Annotated in this window: 14 protein-coding genes; 2 read left to right on the top strand and 12 right to left on the bottom strand. The window is 30.5% G+C overall.

Annotation, left to right across the window (positions count from 1 at the left end; translation table 11 throughout):
• Positions 1 to 155 precede the first annotated feature (155 nt).
• The 3 genes from PBT89_RS07675 to PBT89_RS07685 all read right to left on the bottom strand — a co-directional run bounded on the left by PBT89_RS07675 (position 156) and on the right by PBT89_RS07685 (position 2,843).
• Positions 156 to 611: a hypothetical protein gene (locus PBT89_RS07675; protein WP_270064127.1), complete on the bottom strand. Its 456-nt coding sequence runs from the start codon at positions 609 to 611 to the stop codon at positions 156 to 158.
• 162 nt (positions 612 to 773) lie between these two features.
• Positions 774 to 1,583, bottom strand: coding sequence for a hypothetical protein (locus PBT89_RS07680; protein WP_270064128.1), 810 nt, complete (start codon positions 1,581 to 1,583; stop codon positions 774 to 776).
• A 156-nt stretch (positions 1,584 to 1,739) separates the two neighbouring features.
• Positions 1,740 to 2,843, bottom strand: coding sequence for a TlpA disulfide reductase family protein (locus tag PBT89_RS07685; protein ID WP_270064129.1), 1,104 nt, complete (start codon positions 2,841 to 2,843; stop codon positions 1,740 to 1,742).
• Between the two features lie 354 nt (positions 2,844 to 3,197).
• On the opposite strand from PBT89_RS07685, the gene PBT89_RS07690 reads away from it, so the two are divergent.
• Complete coding sequence (locus PBT89_RS07690; protein WP_270064036.1) at positions 3,198 to 4,169, top strand: IS110 family transposase; 972 nt, start codon at positions 3,198 to 3,200, stop codon at positions 4,167 to 4,169.
• Between the two features lie 98 nt (positions 4,170 to 4,267).
• Here PBT89_RS07690 and PBT89_RS07695 read toward each other — a convergent pair whose 3' ends face one another.
• The 8 genes from PBT89_RS07695 to PBT89_RS07730 form a co-directional block, all read right to left on the bottom strand.
• The gene (locus PBT89_RS07695) at positions 4,268 to 5,245 is read right to left on the bottom strand and encodes a Fic family protein (RefSeq protein ID WP_270064130.1); all 978 of its coding nucleotides are present in this window, start codon (positions 5,243 to 5,245) and stop codon (positions 4,268 to 4,270) included.
• Positions 5,246 to 5,464: 219 nt separating this feature from the next.
• Entirely contained in the window at positions 5,465 to 6,337 is an 873-nt protein-coding gene (locus PBT89_RS07700; RefSeq protein WP_270064131.1) for a hypothetical protein, read from the bottom strand.
• 615 nt (positions 6,338 to 6,952) lie between these two features.
• Positions 6,953 to 7,285, bottom strand: a complete 333-nt coding sequence (locus tag PBT89_RS07705) for a HEPN domain-containing protein (protein ID WP_270064132.1) — start codon at positions 7,283 to 7,285, stop codon at positions 6,953 to 6,955.
• A 64-nt stretch (positions 7,286 to 7,349) separates the two neighbouring features.
• Positions 7,350 to 7,616 carry a hypothetical protein gene (locus PBT89_RS07710; RefSeq protein ID WP_270064133.1) on the bottom strand — a complete coding sequence of 89 codons (267 nt, stop codon included), beginning with the start codon at positions 7,614 to 7,616 and terminating at the stop codon, positions 7,350 to 7,352.
• Positions 7,617 to 8,480: 864 nt separating this feature from the next.
• On the bottom strand, positions 8,481 to 9,113 hold the full coding sequence (locus PBT89_RS07715) for a hypothetical protein (protein ID WP_270064134.1): 633 nt from the start codon (positions 9,111 to 9,113) through the stop codon (positions 8,481 to 8,483).
• Positions 9,114 to 9,325: 212 nt separating this feature from the next.
• Entirely contained in the window at positions 9,326 to 10,117 is a 792-nt protein-coding gene (locus PBT89_RS07720) for a zinc ribbon domain-containing protein (RefSeq protein WP_270064135.1), read from the bottom strand.
• A gap of 838 nt (positions 10,118 to 10,955) precedes the next feature.
• Complete coding sequence (locus tag PBT89_RS07725; RefSeq protein ID WP_270064136.1) at positions 10,956 to 11,981, bottom strand: hypothetical protein; 1,026 nt, start codon at positions 11,979 to 11,981, stop codon at positions 10,956 to 10,958.
• An 808-nt stretch (positions 11,982 to 12,789) separates the two neighbouring features.
• Entirely contained in the window at positions 12,790 to 13,110 is a 321-nt protein-coding gene (locus tag PBT89_RS07730) for a hypothetical protein (RefSeq protein ID WP_270064137.1), read from the bottom strand.
• Positions 13,111 to 14,521: 1,411 nt separating this feature from the next.
• Between PBT89_RS07730 and PBT89_RS07735 the strand changes: the two genes are divergently transcribed.
• On the top strand, positions 14,522 to 15,493 hold the full coding sequence (locus tag PBT89_RS07735) for an IS110 family transposase (protein WP_270064036.1): 972 nt from the start codon (positions 14,522 to 14,524) through the stop codon (positions 15,491 to 15,493).
• 99 nt (positions 15,494 to 15,592) lie between these two features.
• Here PBT89_RS07735 and PBT89_RS07740 read toward each other — a convergent pair whose 3' ends face one another.
• Complete coding sequence (locus PBT89_RS07740) at positions 15,593 to 18,691, bottom strand: NACHT domain-containing protein (protein WP_270064138.1); 3,099 nt, start codon at positions 18,689 to 18,691, stop codon at positions 15,593 to 15,595.
• Between the last annotated feature and the right edge of the window lie 156 nt (positions 18,692 to 18,847).

Genomic DNA, 18,847 nt, shown 5'->3' on the forward strand with positions numbered 1-18,847 from the left:
AAAAATGAGTTAATTTTCGATTCGTGACAAGCCAAAACTTTTGCGTTTTGATTTTTAATTTTAGTTCAAAAAGCCAAATCAAAAGATTTGGCGACTAACCAAATATACCAAAATTTCCGGTTTAGAAAAAGCTTAGCTATTTGTTATATATGTTGTTAGCAAACGGCTTTATCATACAGTTTGTTAATCAGTGCATATTGTTTAGTAAATTCCGTATGCGCCTTTGTTTTTCCTTCCAACATTTTCAATCTATTTGCAAGTCCATCGATTAACTCTATCCTTTTTGGCAAATCATTGTCAATAAAATCAAAATTTTCGAGCATATATTCAGCTATTAAATCATCCGAAAGAGTAAATATTTGTGCATAAATTGTGGTCGTATCGAAGTTCGATTTTTTATTGTTTTTTATTTCCATTATTGAATCAGCAATAACTTGCATTTCATTTTGAGTCAAATCAGGAATAATTCTATTTAATTTTTCCCATTCTGTATACTTTAAATTTTGCAATGGATAAATCAATTTTAAATGATTAATATATCTCAATTCAAGAAATTCCTTACTTTTAGCTATCTCTCTTATTTGAATATATAATTTTTTGATTCTCTCCAAGTGATTTGTTTTTGCTGCTGTTTGCTAACGGTCTTGAGTATGGACAGTTGTGGGCTGGATTTCCAGATTTTGTCCGCTTAAAATAAATATAGCTAAAAACATCGAATATCGACTAAGTATTTAGCCGCAATTGGCTATACGCATTGTTGGCAACTGGCTTTTCTATTCTGTTCGATTTAAAAATCTAATATCGTTCATATTAAATTCATTCTCGTATGTTCCGATTTTTTTGAGGTAATAATATCTCAAATTTTCCGAACAAGCTTTATAATTGTCATATCCTGACACTGAATATTTCAGCATTTTAAATGGTTTCCAATTGTTTCTATCAAATTCAAATCCTTTTCCAAAATATTCGATTCCGCCATTTGGATAGTCCATATATTCATTTAACACTTTGTTTATAAGTAATCCTGCGACAATTTCATTTCCATTCTTTGAGTAAAATAGTGTGTCGATAATTGATTTTTTATATTTAAGTTTTGTTGGTAAATCAATTGCCAAATCTCTTTCTATTGTATCATTATAAGTTTTCCCACTAAAATATCTTAAAGTCAATTCTGATGTTCTTTGAACAGTCTTAACTTTTATTAGGCTATCAACAAGATTTTCAAGTCTGATTTTATCTCGTTCGTATTTATCTTTCGAAACACTTACACTATATACAAACTCATCTGGTGTTGTAGTTACAGTCATTTTTAAAGAAAGTTCTTTTGTCATATGAGTCATAGACATCAGTGCAAGTGGACAACTTAAAATTAGAAAAATCCAAACGCTTATTTTTCTGATATTTTTTTTAAATGAAAGAAAAATGAAAATGATTGTTGAAAGAAATAGAATTATTGAAGTAATAGTTAAAGCGTCTATTATATTTCCTAAAGCCGAACCACCTTGGTCATTTGAAATGTGAAAAATTGAAACTAATATTCCAATTATTAAAATTCCATATAAAATCTTGATTCCGTGTTTCATTTTCAGCTTGTTGCCAACGGTTTTGAGTATGGACTGTTGCGGGTTGATTAGCCAGGTTTTGTCCGCTTAAAATAAATATAGCTAAAAATATCCAATATCGATTGAGTATTTAGTCGCAATTGACCATACGCATTGTTGGCAACTGGCAAATACTACCTATCTTTTCATTAATTCTTGGAGCTTATTTTTTAAATCATCAAAACCTTTGTTTGTTTTAGAAGTACCATCATATCTACCAACTATTTTTCCATTTTTGTTTATTAAGATATACGCAGGAATAGGTTGAATATCGTACTTATAACTAATAGATTCTTTATTACTTAGGTTGCGTAATCCAATGTAAGTATTATCCCAATTCTTTATATTACGTTTTTCAACACTTTTTCTCCATTCTTCTTCGGTTTTGTCAAATGAAACAAAAAGTACTTTCAAATCTTGGGCTTTATACTTTTCAATTAATGATTTTACTTCAGGAAATTTTGCAGTACACGGCTTGCACCAATCTGCCCAAAAATCTATTAGTAAATATTTACCTCTGTAGTTAGCAAGTGAAATTTCATTTCCTTTTATATCTTTTGCTTTAAAATCAGGAGCATTATCATTTACCTGCGGAATTTTTTTATCAATAAGATCATAAATAATCTTTCCATATATTGAATTTTTATTTTGATCAGAGAATGAATTGAATATAGTTTTTACCGAATCGAGGGGAATTCTTCTTTGGTAATGATGAAGGAAATATGGGCTTATGCTGGATTCAGGATTTTTAATAGCATAATTCAATTCTATTTTTTGAATTTTATAATTCCCCGAGGTAAGTAAATTTGTAGAATTTTGAGATCTATTTTTAGCGATACTGTCTAATTCCAAGCGGATTGATTTAGTTTTGCTTTGAACTTTCTCAAATTCATTTTGAGAATTTGAACCGATCACAATCAAATCTTTAAATTGATTTTCTTTTAAATTAACTTTTATATTTCCTGGCTCCATAAAGAAATGACCTAAATTAGGGTCTTCCATTCTGTTGGTCTTCATATTTCCAACTACAGATATTCTTTGAATTCCTTTTATCTTTCCAGATGTTTGAAATTTATTATTTTTAACTTGTAAAGTATCAGTCACTACTTTTCCGTTAATACCGGTATAAAACAAAACAATTTGATCAGTATTTTCTCCTGAAAATTCACCTTTAAGATTAAAATTTTGGCTTTGAGAAATTATAGGGATAAGAAAGAGTAGAATAAAATTTGTTGTCTTCATAATATTTTCAATTTTGCTTGTTGCCAACTCGTTTGTATAACAATCAGTTGCGGGTTGTTTAAAAACTAAGATAGCTAAAATCCCTGACTTTTATGCTTGCGCTGTTGTGTCCGCAGAATACAAAGCCGCAATTGTTGTTATACGTCTTAAGTTTGATTCTCATTAATTTTATAGTATAAATCAGAAAGAACAAAGAGAGGATTAAGGTTAAGATATACGTGGAAGCGTTAGACTTCGTCAACAATGATAATCCCCTCTCTTTAACTACTTCAAACACGTTCAGTTCTATGAGGCCAGACCTCGTTTTCAAGTTGTTGTGCAAAAGGTAGTATGCTCTTTCATAAATCAGTTCTTATGAATAAATATAAAGAAACTTTTGGAGTTGACATCAGTAAGGATGTCTTTGATGTTAATGGTAGTGTTTGTGGTTATTCTCAATTTAAGAATGACACTTCCGGCTTTAATTTATTTCTAAAGTCATTATCTCAAGATAGCCTTGTAGTGATGGAAGCCACAGGTTATTACCACTATCGACTTGCACAGTTTCTTTACAAAAGCAGTATACCGGTATCGGTAGTAAACCCTTTGTCAGTCAAGCGTTTTCTCCAGATGAAACTGGCCAAAGTAAAGACAGATAAAAGCGATGCCAAGGCTATCTGTCATTATGGGTTGTCCATTGAAGTTCCACTGTATAATTCTCTTACAGAGGTACAGGCAGAATGCTTGCAACTCTTCAGACTTATGGATAGTTATCTTAAGAAGCGTACGGCTACCAAGAATAAACTTCACGGAGAAGAATCATTGGGTATTCCCTCTAAATATGTTTATAGGTCTTTACAGCGAGATCTCAAGCATTTAAACAAAGAGGTCAAGGGTATTGAAGAGCGTCTACTTGCGCTTGTCAAACAGGAGCAGCAACAGCAACTGAGTTTACTTACCAGTATCCCTGGAATAGGAATCAAGACTGCTTTATTTTTAGTAGTGATTACCGATGGCTTCACTAAGTTTGAGAAGGCATCAGAACTCTGTAGTTATGTAGGAATTACCCCAACGATCCGTGAATCAGGGAGTAGTGTAAGAGGCAAAAGCAGGATTAGTAAAGTAGGTAACCAGAAGCTCCGGAATCTTCTGTTTTTGTGTGCCTTCAATGCTTGCAAGCACAATAGGGCGTGTAAGGCTCTTTATGATCGTATTGTAGCCAAGGGCAAGAGCAAGAAACTTGCTTTGATCGCCGTGGCCAATAAGCTTTTAAAACAAGCCTTTGCTATTGCTAAATCAGGTTTACCCTACGATGAAAACCATGTGTCTGTTTTAGCAAAAGTATAGGTCAAGAAAAAACAAAAAATGAAACAGTTAAGATCTGATGATACAGGTTTTAGCGTGGATCATTTATGTCTCAAATTTAATGTAGAAAAACTTGGTTTTTACCTCAGTTCTTTGTTGTGCCCAGTTATTATTTTGTACTTCGTTTTATTTTTTTCTCCGAGTTTCTCGAAAAAGTTTAATTCTAATCCTCTTTTTAAATCCCTACTTGCAGTAGAGGAAGAAATATCTTTAAAGATATCCATATAGTCTTTTCTAGAAAACTCATTTTTATTTAATGAAATAAAATATTCCAGTCTATCATTTTCAGTTAAGGTTCGATTATTAAAGTCTAATAATTTATTGATTGAGGCATCAATAACGTTTAGCATATATTCTATAAACTTAGTTGATTTTCCCGATTTATCACTTTGAGCTAATGCTTTATAATACTTTTCTTGGTCATTACTGATCATCGTTTCAAATGGTAAAAACTCAAAGATTGGATATTTTTCCATTAAAATTAAAGTCTGCCATAATCTTCCCATCCTGCCATTACCATCTAAAAATGGATGAATAAACTCCATCTCATAATGAAAGACGCAACTTTTAATTAATTCGATTTCTTCTGAATTTTTTAAATATTTGAAAAGATCTTTCATTAGAAAAGCTACGTTTTCAAATGGTGGAGCTAAATGTTCTACTTTTGAGCCTTTTACAATTCCAACTCCTTGTTTTCTGTATTTTCCGGCATCATCAATTAAGTTTTTCATCAAATGTTGATGTGCTTTTAAAAATGATTTTTCACTATTTGGATTATACTGATTTAAATTTTCATAGATTTCTATTGCGTTTAAAACTTCTAGAACATCTTTTTTTGGTCCGATAACTCTTTTCTTTTCAAGAAGAGCAGTTATTTGTTCTTCTGTCAAACTGTTTCCTTCTATTTTTAATGAAGAATGAATTGTTTTTATTTTGTTCTGCTTTCTTAACTTAGGAGAAGGTTTGTTAAGATATGTAGCATTAATTTCTCCAATTTTTTCTGAGATTGAAGTTATTAGTTTTAAAATTTCTGGAGTTATTTCGTAAGGAGGATTCATTTTGATACTATCATTTGATATTATCAAAGATACAATCATTTATTTATGAATTTAAATCGAAACGGAATTTTTTAATTGGGCACAACGGTTTTGAGTATGGCCAGTTGTGGATTGGTTTGCAAGGTGTTGCTCACTTAAAAATAAATATAGCTAAAAACATTGAATATCGAATAAGTAATTAGCCGCAATTGGCTATACGCATTGTTGGCAATCCGTAGATTATCGCTTATTCCTTCCTTTGATATCTGGAACTCCTTTACCTGGATTTATCTCAGTATATATATTAGCATCTGGTAAATATTTATGGATTATATGCCTAATTGGTGTACCTGTTTCTCTACTTTCTTTGAATGCTTCCTGTAAAATTTTTCCTGGCATTTTTTTACCGTCAGGTAAACTAATCATAGAAGAAGTGTCAAAAGTGGCTTTACTTTCATCATAAGCTATTTTCATTGCTTTATCTAATTCTTCTAAGTATTTTGGATCCTTTATTGCCGACATTCCTCTACCTATGCCTTCATTAAAGTTTACTAAATCTCCAGCCTCCTTCATCATTTTAAAGGTAAAAAGATCTTCTTTTGAAAATGGAACGTGAAAATCATTAAATCTGATAAATGGTCTGCCATCCAAAAGAACCTGAATATGAAAATGAGGAAAATCAGCATTTTTTGAATTTTGATGACCGTTTAAATCAGTTTCTCCATAATTTAAAGACCATTCTAAATTTTTCCATCGTATTGTTATTTCTTTAAGTTTACTTGAATTCTCTTCTGGCAAGTCGTTGATGTTAGCTAAAGGTTTTTCGATTGTAGCCATCCATCTGAAATAACTTTCTAATTTGAAATATCCTATAGGATTAGATAAATATTCTTTAAAATCCTTTTTTCTTATTCCATTCGGTATTGTAAACCAATGAAAGCAATGTTCGTCAGAAATGAATTTATCTATTTTATTTCCACATAAAGAACAACAAGATTTAGAATAAGCATCTTGGAATTCTTCGAAGATTTTATCAGTTTCTTCAATATGTTCCAAATTGTTTTTTTCTATCTCTTCAGGTGAAAGATTTTCTAAATATCTTCGAATATTCATATCTATGGTTGCCAACGGTATTGTATACCCGTCAGTTGCGGTGTTTAGAAAACTAAGATAGAAAAAATCCACGAATTTTACGCATTCGATATTGTGTCCGCAGGACACAAACCCGCAATTGCTGGTATACGTTGTTGCCTAATGTAGCGACACGTTCTGCTGATTACGAACTGCTAAGCGATTCCTGTTTATCGTCCCTGAGCTTTTTAGTCCTTTTAGATTAAATTATTATTTTGAAAATGAATTATAAATTGGACTTTAATCCGCAAAGATTAGAAAATAGAGTAGTGCTGATAAAATTTTATCCGCAACAATTCATCCTTTTTCTTTTTCTATTCGAGTGAGTTTAAGTCCGCGTATTGCTTACGTTACTTTTAGCCATTCCGTTTTTTCATTTCTGCTTTTCCCGAAAGATTGATAAGTTTCAGTAAATTCAATGATTAAAACTTCTGACTTGGTTTCGGAGCTATTTTTGGCAACTGTCTTGTGTAACGACAAGTGGCGCGGATTAGGGAAGCGGACTTGTCAGCTTAGTTGTTTTTTAATTGGTCTCTAAAATATCGAATTTCGTCGAAAAACCCGCCATTTGCGTTACACGGTGTTGGCTGTAGTGTTTTATAACGAGTTTCTTGATATAAAATTTAAAACTCCTTGATACATTAAGTTTACTTGTTCAATTGAATATTCACTGTAATGCCCGTGAGCAGCTTTATTTCTTAAATCTAACCAACTTGTGATGGATTTTTGATCTAGTTTGTTATAACAATTATTAGAGGCTAATTCAGAGTTTAATCTATCGGCTTTTTTCGGAATTTTTTTGTCGTTTTTAATAATAAAAGTTTCTATCGATTCTTTTTGACATAATTGTTTAAGATGTTCTTCTAGGACACTTCCAATCATTACAGCAGCAGGATCTTTATAATTCTCTTCTAAAAGATGTTCTGCCATTTCTAAAAAATCAGTAAAAATTTCTGCTGAAATAATTCCTTTTATGGTTATCAAATACCCTTCTTCAAATTTCTTTTTTTATCGATTTTAAAACTCCACGTCCTTCTTCTGCATCGGAATGTTCAATGTCTTTTACTAGATAATCAAATTCTTGATAATAAGGATGATTTTCACCAACGACACTTTTAGTAAATGAAAGTGAAGAAGTTCGATACTCAAAAAACATCTCTGAGTTTAATAATTCAGGATATTTATTATGTCTTGATTTTAGAACCTTATCGGCTAATTCGATCAACTGATTAACTCTTTTTTCTAAATCTTCTAATCTCATAAGTTTCTGTAAAACATTACTGCCAACGTTTTTGTATAACAATCAGTTGCGGATTGTTTGGAAACTAAGATAGCTAAAATCTCCGACTTTTATGCTTGCGCGGTTGTGTCCGCAGGACACAAAGCCGCAATTGCTATTATACGTTGTTAGCCAATGTAACGACACGCCAAATTTTGTTTTTAGTTCTTATTCTTTTAGAAAATGTTATCAGATTTATCTAATATCGGCTTAGATTAAATTTTAATGGTTTTCAGAGTGGGAGAGGAGTTTTGAAGTTTAAAATTTAAAGCGAAATTTTACAATTTGAAGTTTTTCCAGTGTTGCTTTTCAATTTTAGCTGAATTTTAAATTCGAATTTAGGGAGAGATTGGTTCTGCGTGATGATTTTCGTATCGCTGAAGATTCTAGAGTTCAGATTTCATTTAAAAGTTCAAATTTTCAGAAATTTTTCTCGTGCTTGTCCGCTTAAAGTCAGTTTTATTCTCTAAAAATAACAGTCAATTTTATCCAATATTAGCTTTTATTTATTTTGTTTTTTATTCTTGAAGTCTTTAAAAATAGAGTCCGATTTTATCGAATTTTAATTATAATTTTTTTGCTGCCAGATCGGTTTTATCAGCAAGTTTTTCCGTTTTTCCTTTTAAAAATATTCTTTTTTTTATTGAATTTTGAGTTTTTATTATTCTACGGTCAGCTCAGTTTTCAGGAGGTGTTTATGTCAGGAGTTATTTTGGCTAACGTTTTTGTATAACAATCAGTTGCGGATTGTTTGGAAACTAAGATAGCTAAAATCTCCGACTTTTATGCTTGCGCGGTTGTGTCCGCAGGACACAAAGCCGCAATTGTTGTTATACGTTGTTGTGCTTAGTTTTTTTTATTCATAATTGAAACTCCATTTATTCCAATCAATCCGTACTTTTCATAAGCTGCTAATCCACGAATTACTTTTATTTCATAATTTTCTGGGTTTTCCAGGACCCCAGCTAATGCTTTATCAAATCTCTTGTTTTTTCTTGGTACTCTTCTAATTAGTCCATAACCATCTGTTACAATTCTTTCATAAGTATATTTTTGGTTGTCGATAAAAGCTATGGATTTCCGTTTTATTTTTTTATTATTTAATCGTTTTGATGTTACATAAACAGTTTGGTTTTTTATGTCAATTAATTCCGAACCATTTTGATAAAGCACTAATTTCATTTCACTAAATGACTCAAGTCCAAATTTTTTCGCTTTTGATAATTCAAGAGAATTGATTTTTTCCATTTCTATATAAATAGAGTCGCCTCTTTTGTGGTAAGTTCCAACAATGTCGTAAAATGGTGACATATGGCGACGAATACTTCCAATTTCAACTATTCCATTTTCATCGAAATTCAAATTATGTTTTATTCCATTTTCTGAGAATGATGTGTAAAAATCATTTAGTTTTTGTCCAAATGTATTAACAGACAAAAAGATTAGGATAAGTAGTAATATGTTTTTCTTATAACTCATTTTGAAAATTAAGCACAACGAGATTGTATATGGCAAGTAGCGAGCAAATTGGAGTTAATTTTCGATTCGTGACAAGCCAAAACTTTTGCATTTTGATTTTTAATTTTAGTTCAAAAAGCCAAATCAAAAGATTTGGCGACTAACCAAATATACCAAAATTTCCGGTTAAGAAAAACCTTAGCTATTTGTTATATACGGTGTTGGCAAATGTTTTATTTCCATCTTTCAAGTCTGGAAAATCTAATTTTATATAACTTTTTCACTAACCAACTTTTTTGCTTTTTTGAATCACAAAGTCTTTTTTTTGCCTCTTCTTTTGTTAAATCAGGTTCTCTAAATTTACCTTTTTTATAACATTTTATACAAAATGCATAATTGAATGACTTATCTTTATTTGATCCATAAGTTTTCATAGAAGAAAAGTTTTCACCGCAACTTTGGCAAAAACCATATATTTTTTCGTGTTGCTTTTTTCTAACAGAAGAATTGCTTTCGCCGTCAATCATCCAAAGTAATATACCTAAAAAGAAAAATATACCACCGATAATTCCCGAATATGAGTAATTTTTAATGTAAGACTCTTTCAAATCTTTCTGCTCATTTAAATATTCATTAGCTGAGGATAATTTTTTATCTAATAAGGTCAAATTAAATTTATCCTTTTTATAATTTAACCAAAGCTTTTGTATTGAGTCGCTAACTATTTTTTCTTTCTCACTTCCAGTTAAAATACGATTAAAATATATTACTGAATCATTATACTTTATTACTTTTTTGACATTATAAGTTTTAGATAAATTATCCGCTATATTAATGATAAGTTCTCTATTATGCTGAATTTGGAGTTCTAATATAGAAACAGAATCACTAATTTTTCTGTACTCATCAATTTTTGAAAAATAATTTTTTTGAGATTTTTCGGTTTGTAAAAAACTATATCCTACTAATAGTAATCCTAAAAGAACTAATAATTTATGAAATTTGTCAGGTATATTTAAATTCATTATTTATTTTCAAATATTTGCCAACGGCTTCGTATAATCGTCAGTTGCGGGTTGCTTAAAACTAAGATAGCTAAAATTACTGAATATTATGCTTGCGCGGTTTTGTCCGCAGGACAAAATGCCGCAATTGCTATTATACGTTGTTAGCCAATGTAACGACACGCCAAATTTTGTTTTTAGTTCTTATTCTTTTAAAAAATATTATCAGATTTATCGAATATCGGCTTAGATTAAATTTTAATGATTTTCAGAGTGGGAGAGGAGTTTTGAAGTTTAAAATTTAAAGTGAAATTTTAAAATTTGAAGTTTTTCCAGTGTTGCTTTTCAATTTTAGCTGAATTTTAAATTCAAATTTAGGGAGAGATTGGTTCTGCGTGATGATTCTAGAGTTCAGATTTCATTTAAAAGTTCAAATTTTCAGAAATTTTTCTCGTGCTTGTCCTCTTAAAGTCAGTTTTATTCTCTAAAAATAACAGTTAATTTTATCCAATATTAGCTTTTATTTATTTTGTTTCTTATTCTTGAAGTCTTTAAAAATAGAGTCCGATTTTATCGAATTTTAATTATAAATTTTTTTTGCGGCCAGATCGGTTTTATCAGCGAGTTTTTCCGTTTAAAAATATTCTTTCTTTTTATTGAATTTTGATTATTCTACGGTCAGCTCAGTTTTCAGGAGGTGTTTATGTCAGGAGTTATTTTGGCTAACGGTCTCGGCTATGAGTAGTTGCGTGGTTTAGCCCTTAACTTTGCAAGTACACACCAAACTGAAAATCCGCGAGGATTTTCAGAAGTAGGCGAGAACTAGCAATTGCTTATAGCCATTGTTAGGCAACGTATTTTATTTATAATATTCAATTGTCCGTTTTACAATTCTCAACGGTTCATTGTTTTTAAATTCTTTTTTTTCTATCCAATTATTTTCTGAATCATATTTAAAATCATAACTCCAAACATCGTTAGTTTTTCCGTCATCGGTTTTAACTGTTCTTTGAGTTAAATCCCCATTTTCATTGTATAAATTTTTTTCAGTAATGGCGAATTCATTTTCTCCCATTACTGTAATTGATTCTTTTAGTTTTCCGTTTTTGTGATATTTGTTTTTTGTTTCGTCAAAAGTTGAGTCGTTTTCTACGTTAAATTTCTCAACAACTAATTGATTGTTATTGTTATAAAGATATTCGTTTTCTACTATGATTGTATCCCAAGTTCTGTATTCGATAATCTTTTCTTTTTCTTTTGAGTTTTTACTGTTAAAACTTCTTTCGAATAATTTTACTGGTATGTTTTTATATCTAAATTGGCTTTCGGAAATCAAATTGTCGTTTTGGTCATATTCTACACTGTAAGTCAGTTGAACTGTGTCATTTTGAATAGTTTCTCTTCTTTTTGGTCGATTATTACTATCTCGCTCAATTTTTAGAGTTCTCTTAAATCCATCGCTAGATATTAAAACGCTAGTCAAGCTGTCTTTAGAATCATATTTAAATTCGAAGTCTAAAAAGGAACCTTTACCATAATTGTCAATTTCCTTTCTTTTAATTAATAAGCCATTTTTATCATAAGTATAGATATCTTCTTTAATTACTTTGCCATTGTAAAGAAACTCTTTTATTGAAGTCAGATTTCCGAGTTCATTAAATTCGAGCAAAGAATTTCGGTCAAATGCAAGGGAATTTATTTTCTCTCCGATTTTAAAAGTGTCTTTCTCAACAATTAGGTCGAAAAGTTCAGATTTTACAGATTTTATTTGTCCATTAAAGTTATAATTCGACAGGTCACTTTTGCGGTCGGTATTATCTGCTGATTTAGTACAACTAAACATCAAAAGGCAAATTGTAAATAATATTCCGAATGTTTTTTTCATATGTTGCCTAACGGCTCCGGTTATGATTTGTTGCGGAAAAGTCCGCTAGGGCTTTTCGGTCACGGCTGTAATTTAGCAAATATTCCTGGAATTTTCGGTAGAAAATTCCGCCGCAATGAATTATAACCGATGTTACCCAATGTAGCGACACGCTTTGATTATTTTTTGTTCCAATCCTTTTTTAAAATGTTTTCGAATTTATCGAATATTAATTTAAATGTAATTTGACTTTTTAAGTTTTCGGGAGTGGGAGAGAAGGATTTGAGCATCAAAATTGATTATAGAATTCTCTAATTTAAGTTTCTCAAGCGTTGCGATGAAATTTTAAGTTGAATTTTTCTAATTTAATTTTGAGAGCGATTGGTTCCGCGCAACATTAGCTTTTTTTTTAAAAGTTTCAATTTTAAATCGAACTTATTTTAACACTGGTCTTCCGTAATGCTTTAAATCCCGAAAATTACCGCGCAGATTTGATAATTTTACTTATATTTTTCTAATTATTTGTCCGCGAAGTTGCTAATCCTTTTAAGTTAAAATTTTGATTCAAAGGGTTTATAGCGCGCCATTTTACTGCTTGATTATTTCTTGAAGTTCTAAAATAATTTACTCTGAATTTAACCAATTTTGATTCTAAATTTTTTTCGGTCAGTTTTGTCTTGAGCTATTTTGGGTAACGGTTTTGTATAACAATCAGTTGCGGATTGTTTGGAAACTAAGATAGCTAAAATTACCGACTTTTATGCTTGCGCGGTTGTGTCCGCAGGACACAAAGCCGCAATTGTTGTTATACGGTGTTGGCTGTAGTGCTTTATTCTTTGTTTAAAGGTTTTCGTTCAATAAATATAATTCCATTTTTGCTATTTTTACCGTAAATTTCAATTAATGAATTTTGACCTTTCTCGAAAATTCTCAGAGTTATAATATCATCTTTTGTCAGTTTTAAAGAATCAATTTTTTTATTATCAATTATAGTCTCATTTATAACTAATACAGGATTTTCGGAAATCTTTTCTTGTTTTTTAAAATCAGAAATAATCTTAGTAATATAATTTCTTTCAGGTTCTCCTTGACTATAAGATTTAGTCCAAATGGAAAAAATCGCTAATAAAATAAATAGTGTTTTTTGCATCAGTTAATTTTTATTTCAATAAGAGTCTTCCAACCAAGACCTTTTTCTCGGTTCGTTCGATATAATTCGAAAATTTTATTTTTAGTTTTATATATAGTTTTCAATTCTTCATTTTCAAATTCTAGGCTTTTTAGACACTTTATATTTCTTCTTATCTCGTTATCAGACCAAGTACCGATTCCAAAAAATAAATTTAAAGTATCCTTTGGTTTAATATTTGAAATAAGAGAGTCCGAGTTTGAGTTTTCAAAACTTGAGTACTCGTTATAACTTAACGAAGTATCTAATTTAAATTTAACTTTTAAGTCAGAGTTACTGTTGTTAATTATATCAATAGAATGTGGCGGATCACAACTAACAATAATTAGGTTTAAAATTACTAAAAATATGTAATGATTTTTTTTCATTCGCATTACAGCCAACGGCTCCGGTTATGATTTGTTGCGGAAAAGTCCGCCAGGACTTTTCGTTACGGCTGTAATTTAGCAAATATTCCTGGAATTTTCGGCAGAAAATTCCGCCGCAATGAATTATAACCGATGTTACCCAATGTAGCGATACGCTTTGATTTGTTTTTTGTTCTTATCCTTTTTTAGAATTGTTTTCAGATTTATCGAATATTTGTTTTGATGTGATTTTACTTTTTAAATTTTTCAGAGTGGGAGAGAAGGATTTGAGCTTCAAAATTGATGATAGAATTCTACAATTTGAAGTTTCTCCAGCGTTGCGATGAAATTTTAAGTTGAATTTTTCTAATTTAATTTTAAGAGCGATTGGTTCCGCACAACATTAGCTTTTTAAGTTTAAATTTTAAATTGAACTTATTTTAAAACTGGTCTTTCGCAATGCTTTAAATACCAAAAATTACCGCGCAGATTTTTATAATTTTATTTATATCTTTCTAATTATTTGTCCGCGAAGTTGCTAATCCTTTTAAGTTAGAATTTTGATTCAAAGGTTTTATAGCGCGCGATTTTACTGCTTGATTATTTCTTGAATTTCTAAAATAATTTACTCTGAATTTAACCAATTTTGATTCTAAATTTTTTTCGGCCAGTTTTGTCTTGAGCTATTTTGGGTAACGTGTTCGTGTATGGTTAGTTGCGATGGCTAGCAACTAAATTAATAAAAGAAAACGAACCAGAGGCAAATCTGCTAGGATTTTCCGAGTACACACAGAACCAGCAATTAATTATACACGTCTTAAGTTTGATTCTCATTAATTTTATAGTATAAATCAGAAAGAACAAAGAGAGGATTAAGGTTAAGATATACGTGGAAGCGTTAGACTTCGTCAACAATGATAATCCCCTCTCTTTAACTACTTCAAACACGTTCAGTTCTATGAGGCCAGACCTCGTTTTCAAGTTGTTGTGCAAAAGGTAGTATGCTCTTTCATAAATCAGTTCTTATGAATAAATATAAAGAAACTTTTGGAGTTGACATCAGTAAGGATGTCTTTGATGTTAATGGTAGTGTTTGTGGTTATTCTCAATTTAAGAATGACACTTCCGGCTTTAATTTATTTCTAAAGTCATTATCTCAAGATAGTCTTGTAGTGATGGAAGCCACAGGTTATTACCACTATCGACTTGCACAGTTTCTTTACAAAAGCAGTATACCGGTATCGGTAGTAAACCCTTTGTCAGTCAAGCGTTTTCTCCAGATGAAACTGGCCAAAGTAAAGACAGATAAAAGCGATGCCAAGGCTATCTGTCATTATGGGTTGTCCATTGAAGTTCCACTGTATAATTCTCTTACAGAGGTACAGGCAGAATGCTTGCAACTCTTCAGACTTATGGATAGTTATCTTAAGAAGCGTACGGCTACCAAGAATAAACTTCACGGAGAAGAATCATTGGGTATTCCCTCTAAATATGTTTATAGGTCTTTACAGCGAGATCTCAAGCATTTAAACAAAGAGGTCAAGGGTATTGAAGAGCGTCTACTTGCGCTTGTCAAACAGGAGCAGCAACAGCAACTGAGTTTACTTACCAGTATCCCTGGAATAGGAATCAAGACTGCTTTATTTTTAGTAGTGATTACCGATGGCTTCACTAAGTTTGAGAAGGCATCAGAACTCTGTAGTTATGTAGGAATTACCCCAACGATCCGTGAATCAGGGAGTAGTGTAAGAGGCAAAAGCAGGATTAGTAAAGTAGGTAACCAGAAGCTCCGGAATCTTCTGTTTTTGTGTGCCTTCAATGCTTGCAAGCACAATAGGGCGTGTAAGGCTCTTTATGATCGTATTGTAGCCAAGGGCAAGAGCAAGAAACTTGCTTTGATCGCCGTGGCCAATAAGCTTTTAAAACAAGCCTTTGCTATTGCTAAATCAGGTTTACCCTACGATGAAAACCATGTGTCTGTTTTAGCAAAAGTATAGGTCAAGAAAAAACAAAAAATGAAACAGTTAAGATCTGATGATACAGGTTTTAGCGTGGATCATTTATGTCTCAAATTTAATGTAGAAAAAACTTGGTTTTTACCTCAGTTCTTTGTTGGCAATAGTTTTTATTTCATTCAAATATTCTTTTTTCATTTCTGGTGCTTGAAATTTAATAAGCTCATTTATTTTTCTAATTGAAATATCCTTTTTAGCATAGAAATACGCAAATAGTTCAATTGTAATCAGTGTAACATTTCTAAAATAGCTGAATTCAAATTTACCCTTTTTATTATCAGGGATGTTTGGGATTTTAATGTTATTAAACATTACATTCTTTCTAATTTCTTTTCTTTTATTTGGCATTAAATTAAAAGGAATAAGTAAACCCGAAATAACTGCATTCCTACATCTACAATTTTCAATGAGATTTATGTTCTTGAAGCTAGTGCTCCACATATAACTATGTGAAAAATTCACATCGACTAAAGTTATATGATTAAACTTAGTATCGCCTAATAAACAACCACTAAAATCAATGTTCTTAAGGTAGCTAAATGAGAAATCTAGATGATTCAAAACGGCATATAAAGAAGTAGGTTCGTTAATTTGACTCATATCAATTCCTTTAAATAAATTTCTACCCCATTCGGGAATATTATTCTCATTTATTCTTCTATTGGTAGATTGAATTATTAAATCAAATAATTTCTTAGGGTTTATACTATACTCTTTATTAAATAATATAGGTTTGTTAACATCGCTTAAGTCATTACAAAGTTTGTTACCAACTAGTAAAGCTATCCATTTATCAAAATCAAGAGGTAATTCATTAATTGAGGCATTCTGGATTAACGTTAATTCATTGTCGTATAACGATGATTTTAAATCACTTTTTGTAAGTAGGTAAGTGTTATTGGAGTTTATAACTTCTTTACATAAGTTAAGAATCTTATCAATTTTAGATTTATTAAAAGCCCAATCTTCAATTAGTTCTATCGGATATTCCGTTTCATCTGGTTTTATAGGGTATTTGTTAAACCACTCGTAGTATAAGCTATTGCAAAATAGGTTATTGTTTTTTTCTGTAGCCAATGTAGCTAATAATGGAAACAGGAGTTTTCTTTTTTCAATTGTTTCTGAAGCTTTTGTATCATTGGTTGAATCCTTTAATAAAATTAATAGGTCAATTAAAAATCTTATTGTTTGTTCAGTTGGAAAACCCAGAAGAAGTTTTGCTCTGGCTTCTGCAATATTGAAATCTTTGTCTAATGAATATTTAATAAATACTTTTAAATAATACTCCGCCAAGAGTATCTCTGCAAAGGATTGATGTTGAAAATGTAATTTATTATCATTCTCACCAAAATATGAATGAGATAAAAATTCAATTTCAGTAACATTTTTGTTTTTATAGCGTTCTAATATTTCATTGTCAGATTCGTGGCGATTATCTCCATCAAGAACTCTACATATGTCAGCTTTTTTTAATGAACCTTGCTTACCTTGATGTCTTTCAAACATCCATAATGCTGATATTGAATGAAGCAAATTTCGATACTCAAATTCTTCACTTAAGTTTACGTTATAGCTAGGATCGTTAATATGCTTTGCGTCTTTCGAAAGAAGATTTAGAAATGATAAATAAACTCCTATTTTACCAACCTCAAGAAAATTTACATTATTCAAGATTAGTTGATAAATCATATAAGCAAAAATGGGTCTTCTCAATTCACTTTTTGACAATGTTTTATTTTCAACTAATGCTTTGTAAATGTCATATTCTCCATCTTCATAAACAGCTGTTAATATTTTATTTATAATTCCACTCGTTTTTGATATATCGATTCTAGGTGCATTTTTTATTGAGGAATTTAGCCAATCATTGAACTGATTTTTTTTGAAACCATATATCGAAATAAATTGAGGAATTTCTCTTTTTGCTTTATTTAATCTGGTTTTGGGTTTATGACATTTTAAATGTTGGTCTAAACCATCGTCAAAAGGTCTTGTAGTGATTAAAATTTCATTAGTCCTATATTTTTGTTTGTCAATGTTTTGTATCTGTTGAATAGAGTTAATAACTTTTTCAATACTAACTTTATTTAACTCACCACTTTCATCTAATGAATCTATTAAAAACACATATTTCTTTTTAGCAAATTTGTCTGATTCAATATCAATTGCATAGTCAGTTAATAAATAATCCTCTATTACACCAAGTTTTGTATTGTGTGAATAATTATGAAAGTTTCGCAGATTAAAATAGATTGGAAATTCGCCCTCTCTAGTGTTAATGTATTTTTTAGCAAGTTCAGAAGCATAATGTTTAAGAAAAACCGATTTACCTTTACCAAAATCTGCCACTATAAATAAAATTTTGTCGAGGTTGTTTTCTGAATTGATTTTAAAATATTCTTCAATCAATTCTAATACAGGAAATAATTTTTTTTCTTTTTCTTCATCATTTTCTTCATATAAATTCTCATTCTCGCTTTCAAAACTTTTGAATGTATTTACATCTTGCCATATGCCATATGTTTGCTCATATTTTAGATTTTCATCAGAAGTAAATCCTATTACTCCTAATTTTGAGGTATCCCAAAGTAATTTAGTCTCGTTTTTTTCTAATGCATATTCAGAAATTTGTTTTAAATGCTCCTCATAACTTTTACCGAATGTTTTTTCAACTTCAGAGCTGATATTTAAGTTAAAATCTAAAAGAAACTTATTAATTACACTTGTTTTAGTACCAAGTTTCTTAAGAATACTTACATAATTATTTTTTACAAAGTTTATAGATGGATGATATTCGGGTTGAAATATTAGTAGAACATTGGAAGAATGAAACGTTTTAATTTCTCCGTCTACTACGGATTCATAAATCAAAGAAAAATCATTGGTAGTTAAGGAGCTAGTTAAATCATCTTCAATTTTTTCAATTGAATTATTTGCTTGAATAAAGGCTGACTTAAGATATACTTTTTCTCCAAAATCTTTGAGCTTATTTTTTTCAAGTTTATCAAAGTATTTATCTATCAGAGTTTTACCAAACAACTTAATTATTATTCCAGCAGTACCAGTAGAATTGTCTAATACTTCTTGAGCATTTTCATCAAAATTATTCTTTGTCCAGTCAGCGACATTTTTGATGACATCAGGTAAATTATCAATTATTTTTGAGGCTATTTTATTCATTGAGTTCAAATTATTGCCAACGGTCTCGATTATCGCAAGTAGCGGAGTAAGGGACATGGATTTGTCAGCTTAATCTTTTCTTGCTTTGAATCTAAAATTACTTTTTTTTTAGCTAAAAACCGCTATTTGCGATGAATCGTTGTTAGGTGCAGTTTT

It is taken from the genome of Zunongwangia sp. HRR-M8, from assembly GCF_027594405.1.
Classification (GTDB): domain Bacteria; phylum Bacteroidota; class Bacteroidia; order Flavobacteriales; family Flavobacteriaceae; genus Zunongwangia.